Genomic DNA, 25,288 nt, shown 5'->3' on the forward strand with positions numbered 1-25,288 from the left:
TTTTATAATTTTACGCTACCCCGCTCGTTTAGTAATTTATTTTTGATAATTAAAAATCCATGGCTCACCTGCTCCTCGTTGAAGACGATACAACATTCTCAAAGCTGCTAAGCAATTTTCTTGGTAAGCATGGCCATCAGGTTAAAGTTTGTTCCAATATCAAAGAAGCAAGGGAAGCACTGAAGAATAGTGATTCCAACGAACCGTTTGAAGTGTTAATGCTGGATTACCGTCTCCCCGATGGCAACTCGGTTGATTTTTTGAAAGCGCTGAGAAGTGAAGGAAACCGTACGGCTGCATTTATCATGACAAGTTTCCACGATGTACGTACAGCTGTGACAGCCATGCAAATTGGCGCTTTCGATTACATAACCAAACCCGTTAACCCGGAGGAACTGCTTATGGTATTACGGGAAGCGCTTAATAAAGCGGAATCCACAGATACAAAGGCAACTCCTAAAACAAAAACCGGTGCGAAGACTGACAAGCAATCGCTGGAATTTATTGAGGGTAAAAGCAAGATTTCAAAACAGCTTTACGAATATGTCCGCCTGGTGTCACCCACGGATATGTCTGTGATCATACAGGGAGAAAGCGGCACCGGGAAGGAGCACGTGGCGAAATCCATCCATAAAATGAGCAAACGTAATAATGGCCCGTTTGTCGCCATCGACTGCGGATCATTATCAAAAGAGTTGGCGGCCAGTGAGCTTTTTGGCCATAAAAAGGGAGCATTCACGGGCGCATTGCAGGATAAGATCGGGCAGTTCGAGGCGGCTGACGGCGGGACATTGTTCCTGGATGAGATCGGTAACCTCGGTTATGATGTTCAGATCAAGCTTTTGCGGGCTTTGCAAGAGCGTATTATTGTGCCCATAGGTGCCACGCAGCAAATCAAGGTGGATGTAAGGCTTATAGCGGCAACCAATGAAGACCTGATGGTGAACGCTGCCAATGGCGATTTCCGCGATGACCTTTATCACAGATTGAACGAATTTAAAATTGAAGTGCCGCCACTCCGCAAAAGAGGTGAGGACCTGGGCATATTTATTCAACATTTTGTAGAAAAAGCGAACGAAGAGTTAGGTAGGAATGTGCGGGAACTGTCCAAAGAAGTAATGGAGGTTTTTCATAAATACGACTGGCCGGGAAATCTGCGTGAGCTGAATAATGTGATCAAACGCCTCGTATTGCTTTCAAAGGAAGAAGTGGCAACATTAAACGCGTTGCCGGCTGAAATGATTACAGCTTTGGAAGATCAGCAAAAACCAGCGGGATCAGACCTGAAAGCTTTGCAGGAAACGCATGAAAAGGAAATGATTGAGAAGGTTTTGCAGGAAGTGCGTTATAACAAGAGTAAAGCCGCGAAACTGTTGAATATTGACAGAAAAACACTTTACTACAAGATAGAAAAATATCATATCGAGTAAGCCAGGGCCCTTTCTTCCACTTGTTCGACCACGATTGCCGCATTTTTCACAATCCGTTGCAATTCTGATTTAGGAACCTGAGCCGGATCTTCGCGCAACGCGATTTCGCACTGTCGGAATTTTGCAGACAGTTCCCGGGCGCCGATCTGGCCGGTACGGCCAGCCATACGGTGCATCAGTTCCTGAACTTTCTCGAATTCATTGTTTTGTATATGCAGGGCGAGATCGCTAACATCCTTTCTGGAATCCTTTACAAATTGTTCCAAAATCTCTCTGAGAAGGCTTTCATCGCCGAAAGTCATTTCATTTAACGATGAGAAATCAAGCTCGGTATCAGGATTTGTGATTGGGATGTTGGTCGGCATATCAGCCTTCGGAGACGAAGCTTCTAATAATTCCAGCAGCTCATTGGAATGGAAAGGTTTCATTAGATAACCATCAAAACCCATCCCTAGTAAGCCTAACCGCTCTTCGGGGAGTGCCTGTGCAGTTAAAACGAAGAATTTGGTTTCTTCGGAAGCCGATTGGCGAAGACGTTTGCAAAGCTCGGCACCATTCATGCCGGGCATGCGCATATCCGTCAGGACAAACCGGACCTGCGGGTCCCACGGTCTGCTCAAAACCTCCTCGGCGGAAGAAAAACAGGTGTGCAGAATGCCGTTCATTTCCAGGACAGATGCGCACCATTTAAGGATGAAAGCATCATCGTCAACCAGCCACACTTTCCCTGCAACATTATAATTTCTTTCGTATGTTTCCTCTGGGGCTATTTCCAGTGTTTCTGCTTTTTTCATACGGGTGGTTACAAAAAAAGTCGTGCCCTTACCCAGCGTGCTTTTAACTTTAATGTTGCCCGACATGCCTTCTACCAAGGCTTTTACAATGCTGAGACCAAGTCCGGTGCCACCATATTTTCGTGAAATGGAAGGGTCGGCCTGCTCGAATTGGTTGAAGACACGCTGAACTTGTTCCGGTGACAAGCCAATGCCCGTATCCGAGATCTGGAATTCTATTTCAAGATCGCTGTCACTTTCAAAACCGGTAACCTGTAAAACCACTTCGCCCGTCTCTGTAAATTTAATGGCATTGGTAAGCAGGTTGTAAAGGATCTGCCGCAGGCGGAAAGGATCTCCATTCAGATATAGTTTTGAAGAAAGCCCGTTTTCCAGCTTTAATGTAAGCCCTTTTGAAGTTGCCGTCGGTCGCAGCATTTGAATAACCTCATTAAGCAGCGGCGTGATAGCAAATGTCCTTTCTTCAAATGTAAACCGGTCGGAAATGATGCGGCTGTAATCCAGCACTTCGTTCACCAGGTGCAGAAGGTGTTCTGAGGCCGAATGCAGTGTTTCCAGATCCTGCCGTTTCGGTTTTTCGTCCTTTTTTAATGCTTCGGTATATCCGATAATGGATTGCAGCGGTGTGCGGATCTCATGGCTCATGTTGGATAAAAACCGCTGCTTGGCCATGCTATGATACTCTGCCTCCTCTTTTGCCTCTTCGAGCTGGCTGCGATATTCGTTGCTCTTGGTGATGTCTGTGAAAATAAGGTAAGCCAGCATGGCCGTGAGGAAAAAGAAGCCAAGCATGATGTATTCCAGTGTGTTAATGCTGCCGGTTACAATGTTCTTTGAGCGCGCACCTTCCAGATCCGATTCTTTGAGCACTTCGCCTTCTACCTCCTGCATTACATCCAGAAGCTGCTGCACCAGCGAATTGCCTGCAGCCGCAAGCTCTTGCTCCCTGTCTACAAAACTGGTGGTTCTTATTTTCTGAGATTTCTCAATCGCATGCACGGCTTCCCCCACCTTTTCAATGGTGCTGTCTTCCTGCGCAACAGTTATTGTGTCTACCTGCACGTTGACTTCCTGCTTCTGAACAACTTTTGCAGGTTGCGGTGGCGCGTTTTTCCTGGCTTTCTTTGATCCGCCGAAGACCCGATTGAAAAATCCTTTCTTCTGGCTTGCCTTTTGAAGGGAATCGGGTAACTCGGTGTAAACGGTTGTTGTAGTGGTCCTCTTTTCCGTTTTGACAACCGTGCTGTCGGGCTTCAGCTTTGTGGTGATCAGCCCGGAAATGGTCTTTACTTCATCTTCAAGATCTTTGTTATTAACCAGCTTCGAACGCACTTTTATATACTTTCCGTAAATTTTATCGCGCTCTTCCAGCAGGGTCTTCATGGAATCGATGCGAATGATCTGCATATCGTCTCCCAGGCTTAACTCGTTCAGGGAATCCAACGTTGCCATAAGCTCCTTGGACTGGGCCAAAACCTGCTCGTTTTTTTCTTCGCCTTTTAATGTCCGTGTATTTTGTAAGTGGTCGAGCTGAAGAATATTCTTGAATATTTTATTAACCAGCCGGAGTTTATCATTTGGCGTGGACATTACTTCCAGCTTGATCAGCATATCTTCAAAAGCCTTTTTGCTGATAATCCACGACGTGCCCAGAGCAAGCGACGCAAGCAAAAAGCCGAGCAAGACTTTGCCTTTGACTGATTTTAGGAAAAAAAGGTCACGAAGAGCGGACATAACGGCTTAATAGTACACAATGTGAATATAACGAAAAAAGGCTGCCCATCATATCGGGCAGCCTTTCTATGGACATTTCAAGCTCATTTCGCAGCAGCGAAAGTGCAGTGTTATTTACCAAGAGAATTGATCCATGATGCAATTTTTGAAGCATCTTCTTTCGATACTTGCGGCATAGGAGGCATTGGCGTGGCGTAATCCGGCCAGTTTTCCGGCTTAGGATTGTAGATCAGATCCACGATCTTCTCGTTGCTGTATTTACGTTTTGCAACGTCTGTGTAGGATGGTCCTACCACTTTTTTGTCAATTGTATGGCAAGCCAGACAGGTGTTTTTTTCCAAAAGCGGTTTCACTTCTGCCCAAGTCGGGATTTTTGATGTTGAAGCAGTCCCAGCTGCGGCTTTGCCTTTTCCATCCGGAGAAACGTGCTCTTTTTCAGGAGCAGCAACAGAAGAAGCCGCTTTTCCTGACCCGGTCGCGCCTGACCGGGTCGCGCCCGACCGGGTTGTTTTTAGCTCCGACACTTTCAGTTTTTCACCGTCTGGAATGTTGTTCAATGTATAATAAGCATCTGTGTGAACCAGCGACCAGCTGTTGGTCGCAGCACGAACGCCTTCGAGCTGGATTTTATGCACATAATATTGACGCATGCCATCCAAAACGATCCTTACTTTCTTCGCATCATCCGAAACTTTCACACCCACTACTTTCACAGCCTTCGTGTCGATAGGAGGGCTTCCGTAGACCGGATAATGTTTGTACAAATAGCTGCTAACATTATAAGAATCAAGATCTTCTGCTGATTTGCGGTCAACCGGCATTGTGAATTCGATTTCAAAACCGTCAGGTTGCGCTTTTACTGTGTACATTTCAAATGGCATTTTACCATTCCAGACCAAACGCTGCAAGCCCTGGTTAGCATCACCTGCCGATCCCCAACCCCGGTTGGTTTCACCCACGAACATGGAACCGTCTTTATCAAAAGCCATACGCAAAACGCCCGACTGGAATCCGCTGCGGAAACCAATGCTTGCGCCCTGATATTCGCCTTTTACTTTTTCTAAAACCACACGCATAATGTTGCTTTGTCCCTGATCACCCACGAAAACCTGCCCCGTAAATGGTCCGAAATTTCCCTGCGTGTTATCCAAAATGAGCTCAGAAGTAGAAACGCCGTGCACACCATAAGGCAACCAAACAGCCGGAAGCTGCACCATGTCATATTTTTCTTTCAATTGATAAAGGAATTGAGGCGTTTCATTTCCTGTATTTTCAGGCTTGATAGCGCGTCCTTTGTCGTCTTTGTTCTGGCGGTTGTCGCGCTCAGCGAAAAATTGCTTTTCTGTAAGCTTAACAGGTGAGTTTGGCAATCCTGCCCATTTTAAACCAGCCGGGTGGCCCATGAAGCCGCCTTTTTTAACCTGGAAAATAGCACCAGTTCCCATCCAGTCTCCCTGGTTGTCTGTGTAAAACAATTCGCCGTTCAGCATGCTTATTCCCGCAGGGGAGCGAACGCCTGTTGCGTATGGTTCGTATTTCCCGTCGTTTGTAATGTGAAAAATCCAGCCACGGCCTGGCACACGGCTTTCGCCTCTCCACCATTCTTCGTCACCAAATGCTACGTTACCACTTACAAAAAAGCTTCCGTCCGGCGCCAGTTTCGGGCCAAAGGAATATTCGTGATAATGTCCGGATAATGGCCATGCGTAAACGGTTTCGTAAACATCCGCTTTGCCGTCGCCGTTTTTATCAATCAGCTTGGTAAGCTCGCCACGCTGTGCGCAATACAATGCACCTTCTTTGTAAGCTAGCCCCAGAATTTCATGCAGACCTGTCGCAAATTTTCTGAAAAATGGCGTCCTGCTTGTCGGGTTATCCACGATCCAGACTTCCCCACGACGTGTGGAAATAGCCAGAGAACCATTTGGCATTGTAGTCAAACCACCGACTTCCAGGATAATTCCTTCGGGAATGGGCGGGGTAACGATTTTATAAAAGTCTTCTTCTTTCGGGGACTCCTGCGCTTTGAGCACGGAAAGTGTTGCCAGAAGAGCAAAGGCTATGTGAGCAATTTTTTTCATTATGTATTGAATAATAGGGGATTAATCAGAATAGGATCGAATATTTAACTTCACCGTTTGTAACAGGCACTAACAATTCCTGCATGCCGTCGGCGCTTCTGATCTCAGGTTTCACACTTTTATCAGCCAATTGAATGTAATACGACTTGTTATCAACGGCGTAAAGTCCGTCTGCGATCTTTTCAATATTTGTTCCGTCGGCCAGTCTTGCAATCAGGTCTTTCGCAGGATTGTTTACTTTGATAATCCTTTCAAAAAACTGGTTGTTAACAACAGAAATGTAATCCGTTACATGGGATCCGAATGCCTGATATTGGAAAGTAGGCACATCCTGCTCATCCAGAACATAACCTTTTGGACGGTAACTGCTGCCGGTTGTGTCCGCCTGCCATTTTCCTTTGGCCGATTTCCCCAGCACCATGTCATTGCCCAGCAATGTTACGCTGCCTCTCGGACGGGACGAACCATCGCCGCGATCGTGCCACATCGGCGTTGCATCCAGGAACTCACCGCGCCAAACTTGCAAAACAGCGCCTTTATCCAGATCATAAGTGTAATGCAGATTCGAAGGACTTCCCACAGAAACCGCATGCACTACGCGCTGTCCTTTTCCTTTGCCTTTTTTGAAATCCATAAAACTGCGGGTAACATTGTTTGTTCCGGCAGAGATCAGGATCGGGTCGTTAACGCCGCCCGCCATTGCGGAGCTTTTGGTATGATAAGCCACTTCCCTGAAACCAGGGCCATTTACCCACAGACCAAGCACCGGGCGCATCCAGCCGTCTTTCTTATTGTTGAAGATTTCAATGGTGTGGTCGCCCGCTTTCAGGTTCACTTTTCCTTCACGGAATTCATTATTTGACTTCCAAGCTGCATCGATCACATATTTGCCGTCGATTTTCAAGTATGAATTTCCGGAAGCCTGCAATCTGAAATTGTAATCACCTTCCGTTGGCGCGTTGTAGCGTCCTGTATATACGTAAGAGTAATTGTTGTTCTCTTTCAGGATCTCCCAGCTCAGCGCTTCCGATTTTCCGGTTTCAGCAGGAGTCAGTTTAGAAAGGTCTTCTGTTTCCGACAGAGCGCCATAATAAGTCTTGTAAGTAAGCTCTGACAACGTTCCCGGCTTTTTATCAAAATTATTGATGATAATGTTTTTGATAGCCAATGAACCATGGTCGCCCTGGATGCGGATAGGGCCCATGGCCACATCTTCGCCAGTCAATGAACCGCGTGTGGGACCGCTTACTTCCACATTTTCATGGATCGTAACGCCATTCAGCACGATTGAAAGGAACACTGCATTGGAAGTTTTCTTGCCATTTGCGTCAAAACGAGGAGCCTGGTAAGAAATCTTGATATTTTGCCACAAACCAGGTGCTTTGGCAACATTGAAACGAGGCGCATAGCCTTCGTAACCCTTTTCGCCTTCTGGTTTTGAATCGTTCCAGCGCTCGTAAATTCCGCCGTTATCATTGTATTTGGCAGATTTTTTACCCCAGCTATCGAAAAGCTGAACTTCATAATTGCCTTGCAAGTAGATTCCGGAGTTGGATCCTTTGGTCAACATGAAATCAAGCTCAATGTCCAGATCGCCGTGTTTGAAATTGGAGATCAGTTCATATTGGTTGCCATATTTTCCTTTTTCGTGTGTACAGGCCAGTACGCCTTTTCCGGGCGTTGTGATCAATACATTTTCTTTGGAAATGTCGGCAGAAGCATTGCCGACGATCTTCCAATTGTCGGATTTTGTAGTAAACGCACTGAGGTCGTTAAGAGGGACAGGTTGCTGTGCATAAGCGGATTGCATAGTAAATGCAGCAATTCCACCCGCAAAGAGCTGGAAAAAAGAACGGTTAATTTTAAACATACTTGAAGTAAGCTTATGTAGGTTTATTTGAAATGCGGCGCAGCCATGGGCATACGCGGGTGCAAATTACGTGATAAGAATCCGAAAAATTACATTTAATTAGGTGAGAACCGCGTTTGTTAGTGCTTTTTACTTAATGTTGTGTTTTGATATTATTTCAATAGTTATTAGACTAAAAGTTGAGTTTTAAAATGAAAAAACTAATCCTGACCGCATTCAGCCTTGCAACGGCATTTGCTGCACATGCCCAGTTGCAACCTGCCAAGCAAACTCCTGAATCAAGTGAATTATGGAGCCCGGTTCCCCGCGTTGTAACGCCTGGTAAACCGTCTACGGCTGTTTCCGGTTTTACTGCACCTTCCGACGCAATCGTATTGTTTGACGGTAAAAATCTGGATGCGTGGGTTTCTGGTAAAGACGGCAAAGCGGCTGCACCCTGGACTGTTGGAGACGGCGCAATGACCGTTGCCCCTAAATCCGGTGACATTCAAACGAAACAAACATTTGGCGATTACCAGCTGCATATCGAATGGCGTACGCCTGCGAAAGTGGAAGGAAACAGCCAGGGACGTGGAAACAGCGGTATTTTTATGCAAGGGATTTATGAGTTGCAGGTTTTAGACAGCTATAATAACCCAACGTATTCGAATGGACAGGCGGGATCTATTTACAAGCAAACCATGCCGCTTGTGAATGCAACCGTAGGACCAGGAGAATGGCAGACTTATGACGTTGTTTACACAGCGCCTCATTTCAATAAGGATGGCCAAATGACGATTCCTCCTTACATTACAGTGATCCACAATGGTGTTTTGGTTCAAAACCACACCATGATCCAGGGAACGACTCCTTATGTAGGCCAGCCAGTGATTGAGCCACACGGAAAAGGCCCGATCAAATTACAAGATCACAACAATACGACAAGCTTCCGTAACATCTGGATACGCGAGCTGTAAGCGACCGACGCCCGGCGGATTTCAGGAACAATAATTGAAAGGCTTAAACGGTTTAAAACATCGTTTAAGCCTTTTTTCATTTCCAGGTTATTCATATATTAATGTACTTATTGCCGAAAGAACATTGTTGCCATGCAGGAGATTGAGCCTTATTACAATTGGGAAAAACATTATATAGCCAGCCACGATGAGAAGTCGCCCTTCTTTGGCCGGACTTACAATTTAGATTATTACGAAAACGCGATTTACGGTTACTACATTCATCCGTTATGGGACGAAATAGGCTCTGAAACGCTGTATGTGAAGATTCTTTTCGCTGATTATAACAAACGCTTTGCGATCATTGAATTGTTTGGCGAGTGGAATGACGCGCTGCACAATGACATTATGTTTTTTAAGCGTCAGGTCGTTGATCCGCTTGTGAATGAGGGCATTAACCAGTTTATTTTAATGGGTGAAAATGTGCTCGACTTTCACGGAAGCGAGGATGATTATTACGCCGAATGGTTTGACGACATTGAAGACGGTTGGATCGCCGCGGTGAATTTCAGGGAACACGTGGAGGAGCAATGGAAGAAATTCCGGCTGGATTACTACATCAATTTCGGGGGAACATTGCAACTGAACAACTGGCGAACATTGATGCCTGAGCCTTTCTATGAGCTCATTAAAAAATTGATGATTAGAAGGTTAGAGTAATAGAAAAGCGGTGTTGTTGCTTGCAACGTTGCCAACTCCTTTGTAGCTTTCGAGATCAACCTTTATAAAATATCCACCTTAAACTCCTTTCCAATGGCTGAAAACGAAAACCCCACACCCGAAGAAGTGACCGAATCGCTTCAGAAGAAAGCAGAAGAGTTAAAAGAGCAAGCTGCCGAAAGAAAAGAGGAGATCGTAGATAGTGCAGAGGAAATTAATGAAGAGGCAGCGATATTCGAGACAGAAAAAGTGGACGAACTGGAGGAGGCCGCAGCAGGCGCAATCGACGAGGCCGATACAGCAGCTGATGGAATTAAGTCTGAGGTCTACGAAACTTTGGATGATTTGAAAGCAGCAGGCGAATCGAAATTCGATCAGACTAAGGACGAAGCGCTCGAACTGGAAGCACAGGCAGAAAATAAGGTGGAAGAAGTAAGATCGGTTGCGGCGGATAAGGTTGACGATTTTGAAGTGGCGGCGGCTGACAAAACGGAAGAAGCAAAAGAAATCGTGGCCTCCATTAAAGAGGAAGCGGCTGCGAAAGTAGATGAAGTGAAAGCGCAGGCAACCGAAAAGGCAGAAGAAATAAAAGAGGCTGCGACCGAAAAAGCCGAAGAGGTAAAGTCAGGCTTTTCCCAGAAAACGGAGCAGTTGCAGAATGAGGTGGAATTGAATATTGCGGCCGGACGCGTAAAAGCGGAAGAAATTTATTCCGATCTAAGCGAGAAAGCAGGTGATCTCAAAGAGGCAGCGGCTGAAAAATATGACGACATTAAGGAAGCAGCAGCGGATAAATACAATGATTTGAAAGAAGACTTGCAGGAAGCTTTTGAAGAAACGAAAGCTATCGCAGCGGAAAAACTTGCAGAAGCACAGCTCAAAGCCGAAGAACTAAGGGCAAAAGCCACCGAAGAATTTCAGGAAGCGAAGGAAGCAGCGTCCGAAAAAATTGTTGAAACCAAAGCAAAAGCAAAAGGTTTCTGGGCAAGGTTATTTGGAAATTGATTTGATTAAATGCTGAAAAAAAACCTGTTGGGCTCGTTCTGACAGGTTTTTTGAGTTTATACTAAAATTAATATCAGCGGTTACAACCAAATGAATTTGAATTGAATCTTTTAAATATATTTCAATTCACCTTACAGATAATCGTTATGAAAATCTCGAAATCAGTTCTTCAGGCAGTTGCCGTGGCAGTTACAGTTACCGCACTGGCCACCGCTTGCACCGACAGCTCAGTAAAGCCGGATGGCGAAAAAACAAGCAAAATTAAAACCATGGACAGCTGCCCGGCTTGTGGCATGGGCTGATCCACTAAAATGGTAAAACTGTATGTCCGGAATTTATTCCTCCATTGCCTGCAACCTGGATGCCCACATTTTACAGGCAGCACTGCCGTTGTTTGAGCAGGAAAAAGTGGAGGCAATTGAATGGTCTTTCGATACACTTTTCAAATTCAGTGAAATCCCGGCTTGGTTCATCGATCTTGTCAGTGAATTCAGCAGACATGACCGGCTGATCGGACACGGCGTATACTTTTCGCTATTTTCGGGAAAATGGTCTTCTGAGCAGCAGGAATGGCTTCATAAACTTCAAAAATTGTCCAGGGAGTTTCAGTTCGATCATATCACCGAGCATTTCGGTTTTATGACTGGCGAAGATTTTCACAAAGGCGCCCCGATCAGCATTCCGTTCACGTCCCGTACGCTGGCACTCGGAAAAGACAGGCTGCAAAGGATACAGGATGCGTGTAAATGTCCCGTGGGACTCGAAAATCTGGCTTTTTCCTATTCACTGGATGAGGTGAAAAAACATGGCGAGTTTCTGGATCAACTGGTAGAAAGTGTCAATGGTTTTATCATTCTCGACCTCCATAACATATACTGCCAGGTTCACAATTTCAACATTGATTTCGACTATATCATTAAGCTGTATCCGCTCGACAGGGTCAGGGAAATGCACATTTCGGGCGGAAGCTGGGACGAAACGCTGGCAGATTCCGGCAGGCAGGTAAGGCGCGATACGCATGACGAACGCGTTCCTGAGGCCGTTTTTGAATTTTTGGGCAAAGCCATTCCAAGATGCGAAAATCTGAAATACGTCGTGATGGAGCAAATGGGGACAGCGCTGGACACGCTTGAAAGTCAGGCGGCTTTCCAATCGGACTTTTTTAGAATGGACAGCATTATCAAAGAAGCAAGAACTTGTTTCGATCCAAAGATTAAAAACTCATTTGCCCCAACAAACAGGTCTGCCGACATTATACCACTGGAAGATCATGATTTGTACAAACAGCAACTTCAACTTTCGCATATCCTGGAAACAGCCGGCAGCGTGAGCGAGGCGCAGGCCCTGCTGCGTGCCTCGAGCCTGAATGATACGGCGTGGGGAGTTGACAGTTGGGCTCCTTATATGCTACAAACAGCCATTTCAATCGCCCGGAAGTGGAAAAACGGCTTTGCGTAAAAAATGCTTGTGTTACTAATATGCTGATTGGTAATGATTCACGGCTTGATTTTTTAACTTTATGTTTTTCCACTAAAAATCTGCCTGTTAATGTCACAACAAACATTTTCACTTCCTTATAAGCATCCAATTGTTCCGGATAAAAAATACCAGAAATCAGTTGTTTATTTCTCAATGGAATTCGCCGTCGATCAGGCTTTAAAGATATACTCGGGAGGTCTTGGGTTTCTTGCCGGGTCACACATGCGGAGCGTGTATGCACTGAAGCAGAATTTGATAGGCGTAGGCATGCTTTGGAAATATGGCTATTACGACCAGGGAAGGAAAAAGGACGGCAGTATGCAGCCCGAATTCAGGGAGAAGATGTATTCTTTTCTTGTTGACACAAAGATCCGGTTTCAGATTCCGGTTATGGGCCAAAATGTATGGGTAGCGGCCTATTATCTGCCTCCGGATGTATTTCAATCGGCGCCATTGTTCCTCCTCACCACCGATACCGATGGAAATGACGAAACGACGCGGGCAATCAGTTATTCCTTGTATGATGCAGATGTAACTTACAAAGTGGCGCAATGTATGGTGCTTGGCATCGGTGGTGCGCGTTTGCTTGAAGAATTGAGTTACGAACCGGATGTTTATCATTTTAATGAAGCGCACGCAGTTTCGGCGATTTTTCATTTGTTTAAAAAATATAAAAAAGTCCCTGAGGTCAAAAAACGGGTCGTTTTTACAACACATACGCCTGAGGAAGCCGGGAATGAAAAACATGACATTCATTTTCTTCAAAAGCTGGGTTTCTTTTCAGGCCTGGATCTGGGGACAGTCCGGAAGATCAGCGGGATCAAAGACGACATTTTCAACCATTCGCTGGCCGCGTTAAGTCTCAGCAGAAAGGCCAATGGCGTTTCCAAGCTTCACGGCGAAGTTTCCCGGCATATGTGGCAATCACATCCGAAAATTGCAGAAATCGATCATATTACCAATGCGCAGAATAATGCTTATTGGGTTGATAGTGAGCTCGAAAAAGCGCGCATTGCAAAGGATTCCGGGCGAATTGCTGAACGCAAGAAAGAGCTGAAAAAGATTTTGTTCAAAACCGTTGCCGATCAATGCGGTAAAATATTTGACCCAAATGTGCTTACCGTTGTATGGGCACGCAGGTTTGCTGCTTATAAAAGGCCGGATATGCTCATTTGGGACATGGAACGCTTTCGGAAAATGATGGAGAACAAAGAGCAGCCCATTCAGGTGATCTGGGCAGGTAAGCCCTATCCGAAAGACGAAGGCGCGGTGAACACATTCAACCATTTGTTTTACCAGAGCCACCATTTCCCGAATATGGCTGTGCTGACTGGTTACGAACTGGCGCTTTCTAAATTACTAAAGGATGGTTCAGACGTTTGGCTTAATACACCCGTTGTTACCCGAGAAGCTTCCGGAACCAGCGGAATGACCGCGGCAATGAATGCTTCATTGAACTTGTCAACATTCGACGGCTGGATCTGCGAATTTTCAAAAGATGGCGAGAATTCCTTTTTGCTGCCCGTTGCCGAAGGCGATGACATTAATAAGCAGGATTGCGACAATCTTATGCAAAAACTCGAAAGCACCGTAATCCCGACCTATTACGCAAACCCACAAAAATGGCAGGAAATGGTGCTCAACAGCATGAACGATGTCAGCGTGGAATTTAACTCCGACCGCATGGCGCGGGAGTATTATGAGAAGCTTTATTAAACGGGGTGTCTCAAAAATTCTGCGGTTTTACCAAGCGCTAAGAAATTGCTAAATTGCTTCCTTAAACATACTCATCATGGATACATCACTGATCACAATGCCCGTGACCTTCAAAGTGGGGGATATCATGAGTGAAGATGAGTTTTTCCGGTTCTGCCAGATGAACGACACGCTAAGCTTTGAGCGGGATAAAAACGGAAATATCATTTTTATGTCCCCGACAGGAAGCTTTACAGGAAAGTTTAATTTACGTATAGCTAATATCATATTCAATTGGCTTGATCGCAATGCGGTTGCCGGCGAATTATTTGACTCTTCAACAGGCTTTACACTTCCTAATAGCGCTGTACGTTCCCCGGACTTGTCCTGGGTTTCCAAGGCCAAGTGGGATACATTATCCGAAGATGAGAAAGAGAAATTTGCCCCGGTTTGCCCCGACTTTATCATTGAAGTGCGTTCCAAATCAGACGATTTGAGATATTTGCAGGATAAGATGCAGGAATATATAAATAACGGCTGCCAGCTCGCATGGCTGATTGATCGTTTCAGCCAGCAGGTTTTAATTTACAGCCAAGGCAACGAAGTGCAGACAATTAAGAGCTTGGACGTTCAGCTTTCGGGCGATCCGGTTTTTCCTGGATTTGTGCTGGACCTTTCGGCCATCGAAAAATCCTGAGCATTAACTTCCAATCTGCTTTGCCAGTAAAGCAATTCCTTCCCGAAATGTGCGCGGTTCATAGCCGAGTATGTTTCGGGATTTTTTTAAGTCAAACCCGGTTCTCGGCGGGCGGGGGGCTGGTTGGGAGAATGATGAGGCGTCTGTGGGGGAAATGAGCGATTTGTCTAACGCAAAATAATCTGCGGTCATGATCGCCATTTCGTAAGGGGTCAGAAAGTCTTTGCCTGATATGTGATAAATGCCTTGTGCGCCCTGGTCCGCAATCAAAAAGCATCCCATCGCAAGATCTTCGGCCAATGTCGGCGTACGGAATTGATCCGTAACAACCTTGATCGCCTTCCCCTCTTCCAATGATTTTTTAACCCAAAGGATAATATTGCTCCGGCTCATATCGTGTGCAATGCCATATACAAGCACCGTACGTGCGATAGCCCACCGAATGCCGGAATGCATAACGGCTTTTTCGGCAGCGTATTTGCTCCAGCCATAGAAGCTGATCGGGTTAGGCTCATCTTCTTCGCTGTATGGGCCGGAAGTTCCGTCGAAGATGAAGTCGGTGGAAACGTGTTCGAGAAAAATATCGTGCTTTTTGCAAGCAGCGATTAGGATTTCAACAGCTGTAACATTCAGCTTCCAGCAGGCGTCTTTCTCCATTTCGCATTGATCCACATTGGTCATGGCGGCTGTGTGGATAATGACCTGCGGCTTTACCTGGTTAAGGACGTCATCCACCTCCCCGGCGTCGGTCACATCCATTTGCATATAGCGATAGCCTTCGGAAATGCCTAACCGGTTCTCGCCTTTTGCAGTAGCAAATATCTCGTAATGTTCGTTGTTAGCGAGCAAATCCACCAGCTTCTGTCCAAGCAGACCGTTCGAACCGGTGATCAGTATTCGTTTTTTTTGCATTAAGCTTCGTATTGCCAGCCGTATTTCTTAGTGATCTTTTTCTTCTTCATTTTTTTGACAGACACTTTCATCGAAACGTTTTTCTCAGGCCTGTCACGCTCGTCTTTTTCAACCGCTCCGATCTTATCAATCACCTCCATTCCATCAATAACTTGTCCGAAAACGGTGTAAGCACCATCCAAATGTGGTGTTCCTCCTATGGTTTCATAAACTTTCCTCTGCGAGTCCGTTAGCTTTCGGGCGGCACGGGCTGCCTGTTTGTTTAAATCATTTTTGCTCCATTTCCTTCCCTGGACAATGTAAAACTGGCATCCGCTAGATTCTTTTGCCGGGTTATTATCGCGCGCTGCTGCTAATGCGCCCTTTTGGTGGAACAGTTTGGGACTGAATTCCGCCGGGATTTTATAGCCGTTATCACCTTTCCCAAGCATATCGTCCGGCTTGGCATTTCTTGAATTCGGGTCGCCGCCCTGGATCATGAAATCGTCGATAACCCGATGGAAAAGCAGTCCATCGTAAAATTTATCTTTTGAAAGTTTAAGAAAATTAGCCTTATGCTTCGGTGTTTCATCAAACAGAATCACCCTTATGGTGCCCATCTCAGTCTTTATCGTTACGACTTCGTCTTTTTTCGAGCTTTTTTGGGCAAAAACGCCCACAGAAAACAGGCATAATGCTGCCAGAAGTAATGATTTTTTGATTTTCATAATTTTATTTTGCCGCGAGTACATTTTTATCGGTTGGGACAAACTGGAATTTCAGCCCAAAGTCCTTTCCTTTTGAAACATCTTCCATATTAACCCTAACTGATTTTTTGTTCCAGGTGACCTGATTTGGTTCTTCCTTAGGAGCGTCGTAACGCTTTGTAAAATAATTTTTTCCAGCATTCCAGAGCTGCTTTGTGGCTTCGGGACTGTTCAGATAAACATCTATAGTAATCCTGTTTACCTTTTTATCCGGCGTCAGAAAATATTGAACATCAATGGTTTCCAGTTGCGGCGTTTCTGCCGTGTATCCCAGATGATCTGCTGTTTCTTCAAACATCTCGAAATTTTCGGAGGCCTTGATTTTACTTACCGGATCGCCAAAAGAAATGCCTCGAAGTACGGTTCCTTCCGCTTGCTCCGCTCCAAGGATTGTTGTCAGCAAAGCCGATTGGTCGCTATTCAGCTCGTTCGTGGCTGGCGTTTCAACAGCCGGGGAGTCGGCTGCTGCTTCTGTTTTTTCGTTCGTTTTGGTGTCACACCCTGAGATTGCTAGCGCAAAAATGAAGATGGCAAGCCCGGTTTTAAAACGTTTCATGCGTGTAGAGGTTTTTTTCACTCGGTTTTAGTATTAATGTTACAATAGTTATGCCTTTCAATTCCAAAAGGGCTATTAAATGTGCAATGTAGCCATATTTGCCTGTTTTGAAAATGATTTTAAAATTCGCGGGAAACGTTGAAAAAGAATCTTCGCTCTCCTTTTCCGTTTAAAGTGAGGTTGAATCTGGCCAATATATTGTAAAATGTAACAATATCCAGTCCGGCGCCTGCACCATATAACATGGAGTTCCCCAGCCTGGTGTTACTGAACTCGGGATAACTGTTTTTAACATAACCAGCATCCGCAAAAGTGTTGATGTATGCGGCCAGCGGAAGCGTGTTGAACTGCTTGACCGGGATAAAAGGGAAATGTTTCTGGACTGAGAAGAGCTTGTATTTCAATTCATTTTTAAGCAATGCATAATCTTGTCCGTCAACTACATAAAGCTCGTAACCACGCACCAGATCATTTCTGTAACCCAGGCCAACCGTCTGCAGATAAGGCTGGCGCTTTGGCAGCGAAACCCTTCCCCGGACGCCCGTATTGAAATACCATCTTTTAGAAATAGGAATGTATTTTCGGTAGGAACCGTAAAAGTAGGTCATATTCACATCGTCCGTCGGTAGTAAGCCGATTTTGGAAAGCTGTAGTGCAAGGCTTTGTCCGCGCAATGCATACTGAACATTATCCCGTTTATCATAACTGAATGTGTAAGTCAGCTGGAAATAGTGCTGAATTGATCTTCCATTGAGCAGATAATTGGGATTAAGGGTCGCAATGGTGTCCGAAATCTTGCTATAACTCCACCGCAGGTCGGCTGTGTGGAATGTGTAATATTTGTTTCGACGGCTAATACTTACGTAGGAGTAGAACCTTTCGCGGTTAATATCTTCGCTGTTAAAATATTGCAACTTATCCCGCCATGTTCTGAAAGCCGTTGTTTTATTTACAGAATAGGAAGAACCAATCGTTATGCCGGTTTTCTGAGCCTTATCAATGTAAGGCAGTGTATAAGCGACTTCGAATTTTGGAATAAACCCAAATTCAGCCAAAAAACGCAGCTTATCGGCCCGGCCGGTCACATTGCCATAACTCATGTAAACGCCGTAAGTGGTCCGGGACAGGTCGCGTTTTCGTTCATACCACCATTCATTAAAATTCCGGTCTGCCAGCTGGAAAACGGGGACAATAATGAGATACCAACGTTCCTTCACCACAATGCTAATGTCGGTCCGGACAGAATCAGGGTTGCTTTTGGGTATAAGATCTACGGTAATAAAAAGATTGGTGTTGACAATTTTCCTGCGGTCGATTTCGAGGGTTTCGGCAATAGAAGCTGCACTTAGCGTGTCGCCGGTTTTTACCGCCATTTCCCGCAAGATAATGTCGGCCCTTGTCCGGTGATTTCCTTCAACTAAAATGTCGCCCACCACGATTTTCCCAGCTGTGTCTATTGCAACTGTCTGCGCGTAAGCGGTTTGGAAAAAAAGTAATACGAATAGCGGAAAGTATATCTTCTTATAATGTCTTTTCAGGTTCATTCGTCACTGCCAGGTTTCGTCATAAAAACGATACTTTCCTTGAATATGGTGAAATTTTGGTAAAAATAAGGTTATCTAAATTGACATCGCTGCGCATTTAAAAAAACATATAATAGAGATAGTCTTTTCGCAAACACAGCGAGTATCCTACAAAGACTTAACAGCTACAACTATGTCACTTTCCCGGGCTGAAACCTTGATTAATAAACTGATCAGTAACAAACTCACCGGGCAAGAACTGTCCGAGCTGCTGGAAGGCATTAACAGTGAAAAGGACCAGCAAAAGTATTCAGATGCGCTGGAAATTTATTTCGATTATCTGCTGAGGCAGAATCAGCCCAACGGCCATAGTGAAAACGGGCATTCGAAAGGCGAAAATAACAGTACTTAAACAAACTTGCTTGGTATGTAACTCAAAACTCCCTTTAATATCTACTATATCTATTTCTCCTGTATCATGACCAATGACAATCACCTAAAATTTGAAGATTATGGATCCAATCTCTATTATTAGTATGCGACGGGTATTCTGGTGTTTGCTCGCAACGCTGCTTTTTACCCTGACGGAAGTATCCGTACTGGCCGGTAAAAAACCTGAAAATGCCAGGCTCGGCCAGTCCGTTGCCCGAATCCGCGGAACAGTGACGTCCGCTGTGGATGGGGCAGTTATACCGGGTGTAAACGTGCTGGTAAAAGGAACCCAGCTGGGAACGACCACCGACGCCGCCGGGAAATATGACATTGATGTTGACGGCAATGACGCAGTCCTCGTTTTTTCCTACATTGGGTTCAACACAACCGAAGTGACTGTTCAGGGAAAAAGTGTGATCGACGTTGTAATGGAAGAGAATGTGGCGACTTTGCAGGAAGCAGTTGTCACGGCCCTCGGCATAAAAAGGGAAACACGCTCGCTGGGATATAATGTTGGTAAAGTAGAAGGTAAGGACATTGCCAATGTTGCCAATGAAAACGTGCTTACTTCCCTGTCAGGGCGCGTTTCTGGGGTGTCTATTAACCAAACCAGCGGTATTGGTTCGTCGATCAGCATTGTGATCAGGGGAGCAGCATCCTTGAAAAACAATCAGCCATTGTTTGTGGTGGACGGTGTGCCCATAGCCAACAGCCTTGCCAACGTGAGCGAGAAAGGAAGCGGTAACAAAGTCGATTATGGTAATGCGATCTCAGACATTAACCCCGACGATATTGAAAGCATGTCGGTTTTGAAAGGACCTAGCGCGGCAGCACTCTATGGCTCCAGAGCCGGTAACGGGGTTATTCTGATCACGACCAAATCGGGAAAAAAAGGGAAAGGACTGGGCGTTTCGTTCTCTACTTCCAATGTCTTTGAAAAACCTTATAGATATCTGGATCTGCATTATAAGTACGCCAACGGTGAAAGACCATTCCAATTGGACGAGTCATCGGCATACTGGGGAGGGTTACCACTGGATGCGGGAAACAAAGAAGTACAATGGAACAGCCCGCTGGATGAAAAGGGTAATCCAATCCCTACGGAGCTGAGATCTTATAAAGACAACATGAAGAATTTTCTTCAGACGGGGATTACGTCAACGAACAACCTGACCGTTTCCGGTTCTACGGATAAGTCGACATACCGCGTTTCGTACAATAATATGATCAACCGCGGACTGATCCCTAACTCGGACCTCTATCGGAATGGGTTGTCGCTTGCGGGGACATTTGATATGGCTAAAAATCTGAAATTGAGCACCAATATCAATTTCGTCCGTTCCAGCTCAAACAGCCGCCCGCAAACTTCAGAAAGAGACGGTAACCCATTGCAAGCCGTATATTATTCTCCCAGCTATAATATTGAGGATCTGAAAGGTGTCTGGAAACCGGGTTTGGAAGAAATCGAACAGATGACCGTCGCAAAAGGTGAGACGGACAACCCATATTTCCTTGCCAAACATTTGACCAATGCGTATACACGTGATCGTTTGTATGGGAATATCAAATTGGACTGGACAATCGCCCCGGGTCTGACCGCCTTTGCACGTTACTCACATGATATGTATGATGAAGACCGCGAGACCAAAATTCCATGGAGCTACAAGAGCATGGCGAAAGGCGGTTATTATCTTGAAAATATCGGCCGGAATGAAAGCAATGCAGATTTCCTTATTACTAAGACCATTAAGGCAAGCGATTTTGACATAAGCATTTCGGGTGGTGGTAACATCATGCAGCAACATGGAAACAGCTCAAACCTGGGCGGCAGAGACCTTTCCGTGCCGGGATTGTATAACATTTCAAATATTCCTGTCGGTAACAGGATCGTAGGAAACGGCAGTTACAAGAAAGCCATATACAGTTTGTATGCATTGAGCTCTATAGGTTTCAAAAATCAGCTTTATCTCGATTTGACGGCGCGTAACGACTGGTCAAGCACACTTCCTGAGAGCAACCGCTCTTATTTCTATCCGTCGGCATCATTGAGCTGGTTGGCAAGCACTACATTTAATATGCCATCGGCCGTTTCGTTACTGAAATTCCGCGGAGGCTGGGCGCAGGTGGGTAATGATACTGATCCTTATCAGTTGTATCCCAACCTTGGAACCGGAAACTGGGGCGACCTCGTAACGGTCAACCTGGGTGACAATTTGCTTAACCCAACCTTATTGCCTGAAATCGCGACCTCAACAGAAGGAGGGATTGACCTGAATCTGTTCAATAACCGATTGAGATTCGATATTACATATTATGACAGGGCTAATACAAACCAGATTTTCAGTGTTCCTATGGCGCCGTCAACCGGTTATGCCAGCAAGAACATTAATGCTGGAAAGCTGGTAAGCCGTGGTTGGGAAATTGGTTTGGGTGGAACCCCTATCAGTAACAGAAACGGATGGAGCGTCGATTTGAATGCTAATTTCAGCCGCAACCGCGTTACGGTGAAAGAATTAGCTCCCAACTTTCCTTATTTTGAACAATGGGGAGAAAACGGAGCGGGCGCTTACACTTTTGTAGGGGAGCAAATCGGTAATATGTACAGCCGCGGATTCGCGACAGTTACAGATGAAAACTCGCCTTACTATCGCTGGCCTATCATCGCTTATGATGGTGAAGGCGGTGATATGGATTGGCAATCGCTCGGCGGCCGCGAAAACAATGTGAAGGTCGGTAACTACAACCCAGACTTCCTCGTAGGCGGACAGGCAACTATTACCTACAAAAGGTTATCACTCGGATTAAGTTTCGACTGGCGAAAAGGCGGCGAATTTATGTCGTTTACATATCGTTACGGAGAATCCGACTGGAAATCGCAACGTCAGATCGACAACCTGATCCCGGGAAGTCAATATACGCCGGATGAACTGGTTGCATTATTGAAATCGGATCCTGAAAAATATATTATTCCGCAAAACGGCAATTTTCCACGCGTAGGAGGGCACACGGCGGCAACCGGCGGTTTCGGACCGGATGGGGACGGAGCATTTATTCCGGGTGTGTGGCAGGATGAAGCGGGTAATTACCATGAATGGCTGGGCGGAACAGGAACAAAATATCTGCCGATCACCGCAGTGTATCCATGGAGCTTCAACCAGCAGGTTACATTTGACGCGTCATTTGTAAAATTGCGGGAAGTAACATTGTCATACAAAATACCAAACCTTTTCGGTGTGGTGCGGAATGCCAACCTGTCGTTGTACACCAGAAATATCATGTTGTGGACCGCTTCAAAAATCGGAATCGATCCTGAGCGTGCCTTCTGGGCTGATCCAAACAAAGGCGGGTTCCGTCAGGGAATTGAAAGACAAAATGTTATGCCGTGGACAATCCCATTTGGATTTAAGCTGAACTTCGATTTCTGATCGTGCAACTGAAAATGCTTTTGCTAATCATACTTTAAATATAAAGCAATGAAGATTTTAAAATATATTCCCGGTCTTGTTTTCATGCTTTCGCTGCTGGTCGTAACTTCTTGTAAGGAAGACCTGACGGAGATCAATGAAAACCCAAATGGTGTTGATCCAAACAGCGCCAATCCAAACCTGATAATGCCCACCGTCATGACGGGCGTTGCCAACCAATATGTAAAGTTGGGCTACGGCAAAATTGCGGGCGTAATACAGCACACCCAGGAAGATGCCTGGAAAGATGGCTTCAATGACTACAACTGGAACGAAGAAGACGACGAATGGAAGGCCTGGTATGGATTTCTGAGAAACAATAACCTGCTTCACAAAAGAGCCGTTGAGACCAAGGTCAAATTTCATGAAGGTGTTGCATTAACGATGCGAGCATTCATCTTCGGGACTATTTCCGATCTCTGGGGCGACGCACCCTACACCGAGGCACTGAAAGGGGACGAGGGAACAATGCTTCCGAAATTCGATAGTCAGGAAGTGATCTACAAAGGGATCATTGAAGATTTGAAGGCTGCCTCAGCTACTTTCGCGGCATCAGGTGATGAAAGAGATGCGCCTGCTTATGATGTGTTTTATAATGGAAATGCGCTGAAATGGCAAAAATTTGCGAACACATTGCTGCTTCGCTACTATATGCGTATTTCAAGCAAGCTGCCTGACATTGCCAAACCAGGAATTGAAGCGGTTTATGCATCCGGAATTTATTTCAAAGATGCCAGCGATGATGCAGTAATGGATTACATCGGCACAGACAAAGACAATTCATGGCCAAATGCAACCGCATATGATGTCAGCGAATCTAACTGGAGAAGGAGAAGACCGGCATCAACATTGATAAGCAACCTGGTAACCAACCAGGACCCTCGTTTGAAAGTTTGGTTCTTACCGGTTCACGTGCGTTGGGTGGCAGATCCGACATTGGCCAAAGGAATGGATGAGTTCATTCGTGAGGATGGCAAAATCCTTACCGGTGTGAAATCATTTACTGAGCAGGAATTAAGGGCGAAAATCGCTGCGGGGCACAAATACACGCGTCATTTCAACCCTAACACCTACAAGCCCAGCCGTCCTGAACAATTTAACGGGCCGCTAAATACTGGCGAGTACGTGGGCGTTCCGCCCGGGATGATCGATCCGACCTATTTTAACGAAAATCCTACAACGGGTCAGCAAGTGCAGAATCAGCATGCATCGCAACTGAGCTACACTTATCAAGGAAATAAAGGAGGAATTTTGAAAGCAAGATTGGCTTCGGCTGCTGAAACATCCTTTATTCTGGCGGAAGCCGCACAGAAAGGTTGGGCGGCCGGTGATGCCGCTGCGCATTACAATAATGGCATTAAGCAATCATTGCAAACCTGGGGTGTAGCGGATGCGTACAACGCATTTATCAAACAAAAAGGCGTTGCTTACAATGGCACACAAGCGCAAATCATCGAACAAAAATGGATTGCAAGCTGGACTGCGGCCACGGAAGGTTGGTTTGACTATCGCAGGACGGGTTTACCAAAGCTTGTTCCCGGCGTAGCGCCTGTTTCCCGTGCATTGCCAGTACGCTTTATTTACAGTAACAATGAACTGAACAACAATGGCGAGAGCGTGAGAAGTGCCATTGAAAGACTGGAGGAAACCAGGTTTTCAGGGCCGCGCAAGAAAAACAGCCAATGGTCAAAACCATGGCTGGTGCAAGGCACAGGAAAACCCTGGGAATAAACCGGCAGGCAGTTTTGGATTTGCTCAATAGCCCGGAGTGATAAAACCGCAATAAGTAAAAGGAATGCAGTACTGCGCCTTTTACCTTATTGCGGTTTTTGTATAATGGAGTCCGACGGGAATTACACTTTGTTAAGACATGAAGACTACTTTTTGCGCATCAAAACCTCCTTTGTGCCCCATGTAGTTCACCGTGAGAAGATACTGCTATGGCCGTCAGAATAGCTAGAAAAGCCAGCAAGAACAGGAAATTAACAAACCAGCGCTCATAATTTAAGCCGCGTTCACTAAAATGAGGCTTATGGCTGCCGATGAGCGACATAATGATGATGACATTGACGATATATAAGTATTGCTCAATGCGATAAAAGCTTAGAAAGGACATCGTAACCAGGATGCTGAACGTCACGTACAAGCCTAAGTAACCCAAGAAAAAGTGGCTGACTTGTTTATCAGTAAAAGAAAAATGGTTGCCGGGACGGATTCTGATGTATTTTCGATAAGAATATATTGCAAAATAAATGACCAGCAGCAAAGCAACTGACTGAGCACGTCTTACCGTCCAAATGCCGTCACCAAATGGCTCTATTTCCTTGAGAATGCCAAGCAGGCGCTCAGTTCCGAAAGATTGTTCCCAAACCACGAATGGAATGATTGCCGCTAAGATGAAAAAGGGAGCAATCGCTGCTTCCTTCCGGACGATAGTGGGCGTTGCAGGCCATGTTGATGTAAAAACACCGTAAGCCATGCCAATCCCACCGAAAAAGCCAATTGAATATTCCATGACGTTCCAGAAATTGAATTTTAGCTCCGAGGCAGATCCCAATACTTGCAAGAAATTACCAAAGGCAAATCCAAAGCCAGCGCCCAACCCTGCGAAAAGCGCCAGTCTGACCGCCTGGTAATATTTGTGCCGGAACATATACCAGAACATCGCGACCGCTATCCCGAAGCACGCGGCCCAGGCTTCCGAGCGTGGGGGTGTCATCAACCAGCCAAATTCCTCAATCAGCAAATAATAAAATATAATGGCGCCCGCCGTTAATTCCACGAGCAGTTGCGGCCATTTAACCGGCTCATCTTGCGTATCCGAAAGCATAATTCCGAAAAGGCCGCCTCCGATGAGTCCGAATAGCCCGCCAATCACAAAAAGCATTAACAGACCGTAATATACATTCCCAAAGTCAACGCCTCTTCCGTAACCTACCACAACACCATAACTGATAATGCCCCCGATACCCCAGCCCGCTGCCGAAGCAAGGGCGAGGTGAAAAGCTTTTGCATACCAGTCCTGGCGTTTGGCTAACAAAATAATGCAGAGACCACCGATCCCGCCTGCCCAGGCAGCTCCTTGTGCGTGTCCAAACTGTCCGCGAACAGCCCACGCCGTGCCGAGTGACATGCCTGTAATGAGTAAAGCACGAAATAGTTGTTGATTGTTCATCATGTATGTATGTGATTGAAATTGTGAGTGAAGTACTTTT

19 protein-coding genes are annotated in these 25,288 nt (G+C 45.7%); 11 read left to right on the plus strand and 8 right to left on the minus strand.

The features are described from left to right. The first annotated feature begins 59 nt into the window (after positions 1 to 59). Positions 60 to 1,430 (plus strand): sigma-54-dependent transcriptional regulator, encoded by a 1,371-nt coding sequence (locus MUK70_RS26760; protein ID WP_234608359.1) that lies wholly within the window; start codon positions 60 to 62, stop codon positions 1,428 to 1,430. Here MUK70_RS26760 and MUK70_RS26765 read toward each other — a convergent pair. The 3 genes from MUK70_RS26765 to MUK70_RS26775 form a co-directional block, all read right to left on the minus strand. After that, positions 1,418 to 3,958 (minus strand): hybrid sensor histidine kinase/response regulator, encoded by a 2,541-nt coding sequence (locus MUK70_RS26765; RefSeq protein ID WP_234656792.1) that lies wholly within the window; start codon positions 3,956 to 3,958, stop codon positions 1,418 to 1,420. The two genes, MUK70_RS26760 and MUK70_RS26765, sit on opposite strands and share 13 nt — an antisense overlap. Before the next feature lie 110 nt (positions 3,959 to 4,068). Beyond that, positions 4,069 to 6,039 (minus strand): c-type cytochrome, encoded by a 1,971-nt coding sequence (locus tag MUK70_RS26770; protein WP_234656793.1) that lies wholly within the window; start codon positions 6,037 to 6,039, stop codon positions 4,069 to 4,071. A gap of 25 nt (positions 6,040 to 6,064) precedes the next feature. After that, positions 6,065 to 7,909, minus strand: coding sequence for a 3-keto-alpha-glucoside-1,2-lyase-like domain-containing protein (locus MUK70_RS26775; protein ID WP_234656794.1), 1,845 nt, complete (start codon positions 7,907 to 7,909; stop codon positions 6,065 to 6,067). A gap of 191 nt (positions 7,910 to 8,100) precedes the next feature. Between MUK70_RS26775 and MUK70_RS26780 the strand changes: the two genes are divergently transcribed. The 7 genes from MUK70_RS26780 to MUK70_RS26810 all read left to right on the plus strand — a co-directional run bounded on the left by MUK70_RS26780 (position 8,101) and on the right by MUK70_RS26810 (position 14,440). After that, on the plus strand, positions 8,101 to 8,865 hold the full coding sequence (locus tag MUK70_RS26780; protein WP_234608363.1) for a 3-keto-disaccharide hydrolase: 765 nt from the start codon (positions 8,101 to 8,103) through the stop codon (positions 8,863 to 8,865). A 132-nt stretch (positions 8,866 to 8,997) separates the two neighbouring features. Continuing rightward, the gene (locus tag MUK70_RS26785) at positions 8,998 to 9,564 is read left to right on the plus strand and encodes a hypothetical protein (RefSeq protein ID WP_234656795.1); all 567 of its coding nucleotides are present in this window, start codon (positions 8,998 to 9,000) and stop codon (positions 9,562 to 9,564) included. A gap of 93 nt (positions 9,565 to 9,657) precedes the next feature. Beyond that, positions 9,658 to 10,569 (plus strand): hypothetical protein, encoded by a 912-nt coding sequence (locus MUK70_RS26790; RefSeq protein ID WP_234656796.1) that lies wholly within the window; start codon positions 9,658 to 9,660, stop codon positions 10,567 to 10,569. Between the two features lie 146 nt (positions 10,570 to 10,715). Further along, complete coding sequence (locus MUK70_RS26795) at positions 10,716 to 10,871, plus strand: chryseobasin-related MNIO class RiPP peptide (RefSeq protein ID WP_234656797.1); 156 nt, start codon at positions 10,716 to 10,718, stop codon at positions 10,869 to 10,871. Positions 10,872 to 10,893: 22 nt separating this feature from the next. Then, a complete protein-coding gene (locus MUK70_RS26800) occupies positions 10,894 to 12,027 on the plus strand; it encodes a multinuclear nonheme iron-dependent oxidase (protein WP_234656798.1) in 1,134 nt (377 codons plus the stop codon). A gap of 90 nt (positions 12,028 to 12,117) precedes the next feature. Further along, complete coding sequence (glgP, locus tag MUK70_RS26805) at positions 12,118 to 13,764, plus strand: alpha-glucan family phosphorylase (RefSeq protein ID WP_234656799.1); 1,647 nt, start codon at positions 12,118 to 12,120, stop codon at positions 13,762 to 13,764. A gap of 76 nt (positions 13,765 to 13,840) precedes the next feature. Further along, positions 13,841 to 14,440: a Uma2 family endonuclease gene (locus tag MUK70_RS26810; protein WP_234656800.1), complete on the plus strand. Its 600-nt coding sequence runs from the start codon at positions 13,841 to 13,843 to the stop codon at positions 14,438 to 14,440. Between the two features lie 3 nt (positions 14,441 to 14,443). Here the strand turns inward: MUK70_RS26810 and MUK70_RS26815 are convergent, their stop codons facing one another. The 4 genes from MUK70_RS26815 to MUK70_RS26830 form a co-directional block, all read right to left on the minus strand. Then, on the minus strand, positions 14,444 to 15,352 hold the full coding sequence (locus MUK70_RS26815; protein WP_234656801.1) for an SDR family oxidoreductase: 909 nt from the start codon (positions 15,350 to 15,352) through the stop codon (positions 14,444 to 14,446). Beyond that, a complete protein-coding gene (locus MUK70_RS26820) occupies positions 15,352 to 16,059 on the minus strand; it encodes a peptidylprolyl isomerase (RefSeq protein ID WP_234608371.1) in 708 nt (235 codons plus the stop codon). Before MUK70_RS26820 ends, MUK70_RS26815 begins: the two co-directional genes overlap by 1 nt. 4 nt (positions 16,060 to 16,063) lie before the next feature. Beyond that, entirely contained in the window at positions 16,064 to 16,654 is a 591-nt protein-coding gene (locus tag MUK70_RS26825; protein ID WP_234656802.1) for a hypothetical protein, read from the minus strand. Between the two features lie 119 nt (positions 16,655 to 16,773). Next, complete coding sequence (locus MUK70_RS26830; RefSeq protein ID WP_234656803.1) at positions 16,774 to 18,198, minus strand: BamA/TamA family outer membrane protein; 1,425 nt, start codon at positions 18,196 to 18,198, stop codon at positions 16,774 to 16,776. 172 nt (positions 18,199 to 18,370) lie between these two features. Here MUK70_RS26830 and MUK70_RS26835 point away from each other — a divergent pair, with 172 nt between their 5' ends. The 3 genes from MUK70_RS26835 (at position 18,371) to MUK70_RS26845 (ending at position 23,804) form a co-directional block, all read left to right on the plus strand. Next, the gene (locus MUK70_RS26835; protein ID WP_234656804.1) at positions 18,371 to 18,589 is read left to right on the plus strand and encodes a hypothetical protein; all 219 of its coding nucleotides are present in this window, start codon (positions 18,371 to 18,373) and stop codon (positions 18,587 to 18,589) included. Positions 18,590 to 18,689: 100 nt separating this feature from the next. Beyond that, the gene (locus MUK70_RS26840; RefSeq protein WP_234656805.1) at positions 18,690 to 22,034 is read left to right on the plus strand and encodes a SusC/RagA family TonB-linked outer membrane protein; all 3,345 of its coding nucleotides are present in this window, start codon (positions 18,690 to 18,692) and stop codon (positions 22,032 to 22,034) included. Between the two features lie 48 nt (positions 22,035 to 22,082). After that, complete coding sequence (locus tag MUK70_RS26845) at positions 22,083 to 23,804, plus strand: SusD/RagB family nutrient-binding outer membrane lipoprotein (RefSeq protein ID WP_234608376.1); 1,722 nt, start codon at positions 22,083 to 22,085, stop codon at positions 23,802 to 23,804. A gap of 160 nt (positions 23,805 to 23,964) precedes the next feature. Here the strand turns inward: MUK70_RS26845 and MUK70_RS26850 are convergent, their stop codons facing one another. Beyond that, positions 23,965 to 25,251, minus strand: a complete 1,287-nt coding sequence (locus MUK70_RS26850; RefSeq protein WP_310590022.1) for a hypothetical protein — start codon at positions 25,249 to 25,251, stop codon at positions 23,965 to 23,967. Positions 25,252 to 25,288 lie beyond the last annotated feature (37 nt).

This window comes from Dyadobacter chenwenxiniae (assembly GCF_022869785.1).
Lineage (GTDB): Bacteria > Bacteroidota > Bacteroidia > Cytophagales > Spirosomataceae > Dyadobacter > Dyadobacter chenwenxiniae.

Coding starts and splice junctions, on each gene's coding strand:
- MUK70_RS26760 (WP_234608359.1), top strand. CDS start 60: ATGGCTCACCTGCTCCTCGTTGAAGACGATACAACATTCTCAAAGCTG.
- MUK70_RS26765 (WP_234656792.1), bottom strand. CDS start 3,958: ATGTCCGCTCTTCGTGACCTTTTTTTCCTAAAATCAGTCAAAGGCAAA.
- MUK70_RS26770 (WP_234656793.1), bottom strand. CDS start 6,039: ATGAAAAAAATTGCTCACATAGCCTTTGCTCTTCTGGCAACACTTTCC.
- MUK70_RS26775 (WP_234656794.1), bottom strand. CDS start 7,909: ATGTTTAAAATTAACCGTTCTTTTTTCCAGCTCTTTGCGGGTGGAATT.
- MUK70_RS26780 (WP_234608363.1), top strand. CDS start 8,101: ATGAAAAAACTAATCCTGACCGCATTCAGCCTTGCAACGGCATTTGCT.
- MUK70_RS26785 (WP_234656795.1), top strand. CDS start 8,998: ATGCAGGAGATTGAGCCTTATTACAATTGGGAAAAACATTATATAGCC.
- MUK70_RS26790 (WP_234656796.1), top strand. CDS start 9,658: ATGGCTGAAAACGAAAACCCCACACCCGAAGAAGTGACCGAATCGCTT.
- MUK70_RS26795 (WP_234656797.1), top strand. CDS start 10,716: ATGAAAATCTCGAAATCAGTTCTTCAGGCAGTTGCCGTGGCAGTTACA.
- MUK70_RS26800 (WP_234656798.1), top strand. CDS start 10,894: ATGTCCGGAATTTATTCCTCCATTGCCTGCAACCTGGATGCCCACATT.
- glgP (WP_234656799.1), top strand. CDS start 12,118: ATGTCACAACAAACATTTTCACTTCCTTATAAGCATCCAATTGTTCCG.
- MUK70_RS26810 (WP_234656800.1), top strand. CDS start 13,841: ATGGATACATCACTGATCACAATGCCCGTGACCTTCAAAGTGGGGGAT.
- MUK70_RS26815 (WP_234656801.1), bottom strand. CDS start 15,352: ATGCAAAAAAAACGAATACTGATCACCGGTTCGAACGGTCTGCTTGGA.
- MUK70_RS26820 (WP_234608371.1), bottom strand. CDS start 16,059: ATGAAAATCAAAAAATCATTACTTCTGGCAGCATTATGCCTGTTTTCT.
- MUK70_RS26825 (WP_234656802.1), bottom strand. CDS start 16,654: ATGAAACGTTTTAAAACCGGGCTTGCCATCTTCATTTTTGCGCTAGCA.
- MUK70_RS26830 (WP_234656803.1), bottom strand. CDS start 18,198: ATGAACCTGAAAAGACATTATAAGAAGATATACTTTCCGCTATTCGTA.
- MUK70_RS26835 (WP_234656804.1), top strand. CDS start 18,371: ATGTCACTTTCCCGGGCTGAAACCTTGATTAATAAACTGATCAGTAAC.
- MUK70_RS26840 (WP_234656805.1), top strand. CDS start 18,690: ATGGATCCAATCTCTATTATTAGTATGCGACGGGTATTCTGGTGTTTG.
- MUK70_RS26845 (WP_234608376.1), top strand. CDS start 22,083: ATGAAGATTTTAAAATATATTCCCGGTCTTGTTTTCATGCTTTCGCTG.
- MUK70_RS26850 (WP_310590022.1), bottom strand. CDS start 25,251: ATGATGAACAATCAACAACTATTTCGTGCTTTACTCATTACAGGCATG.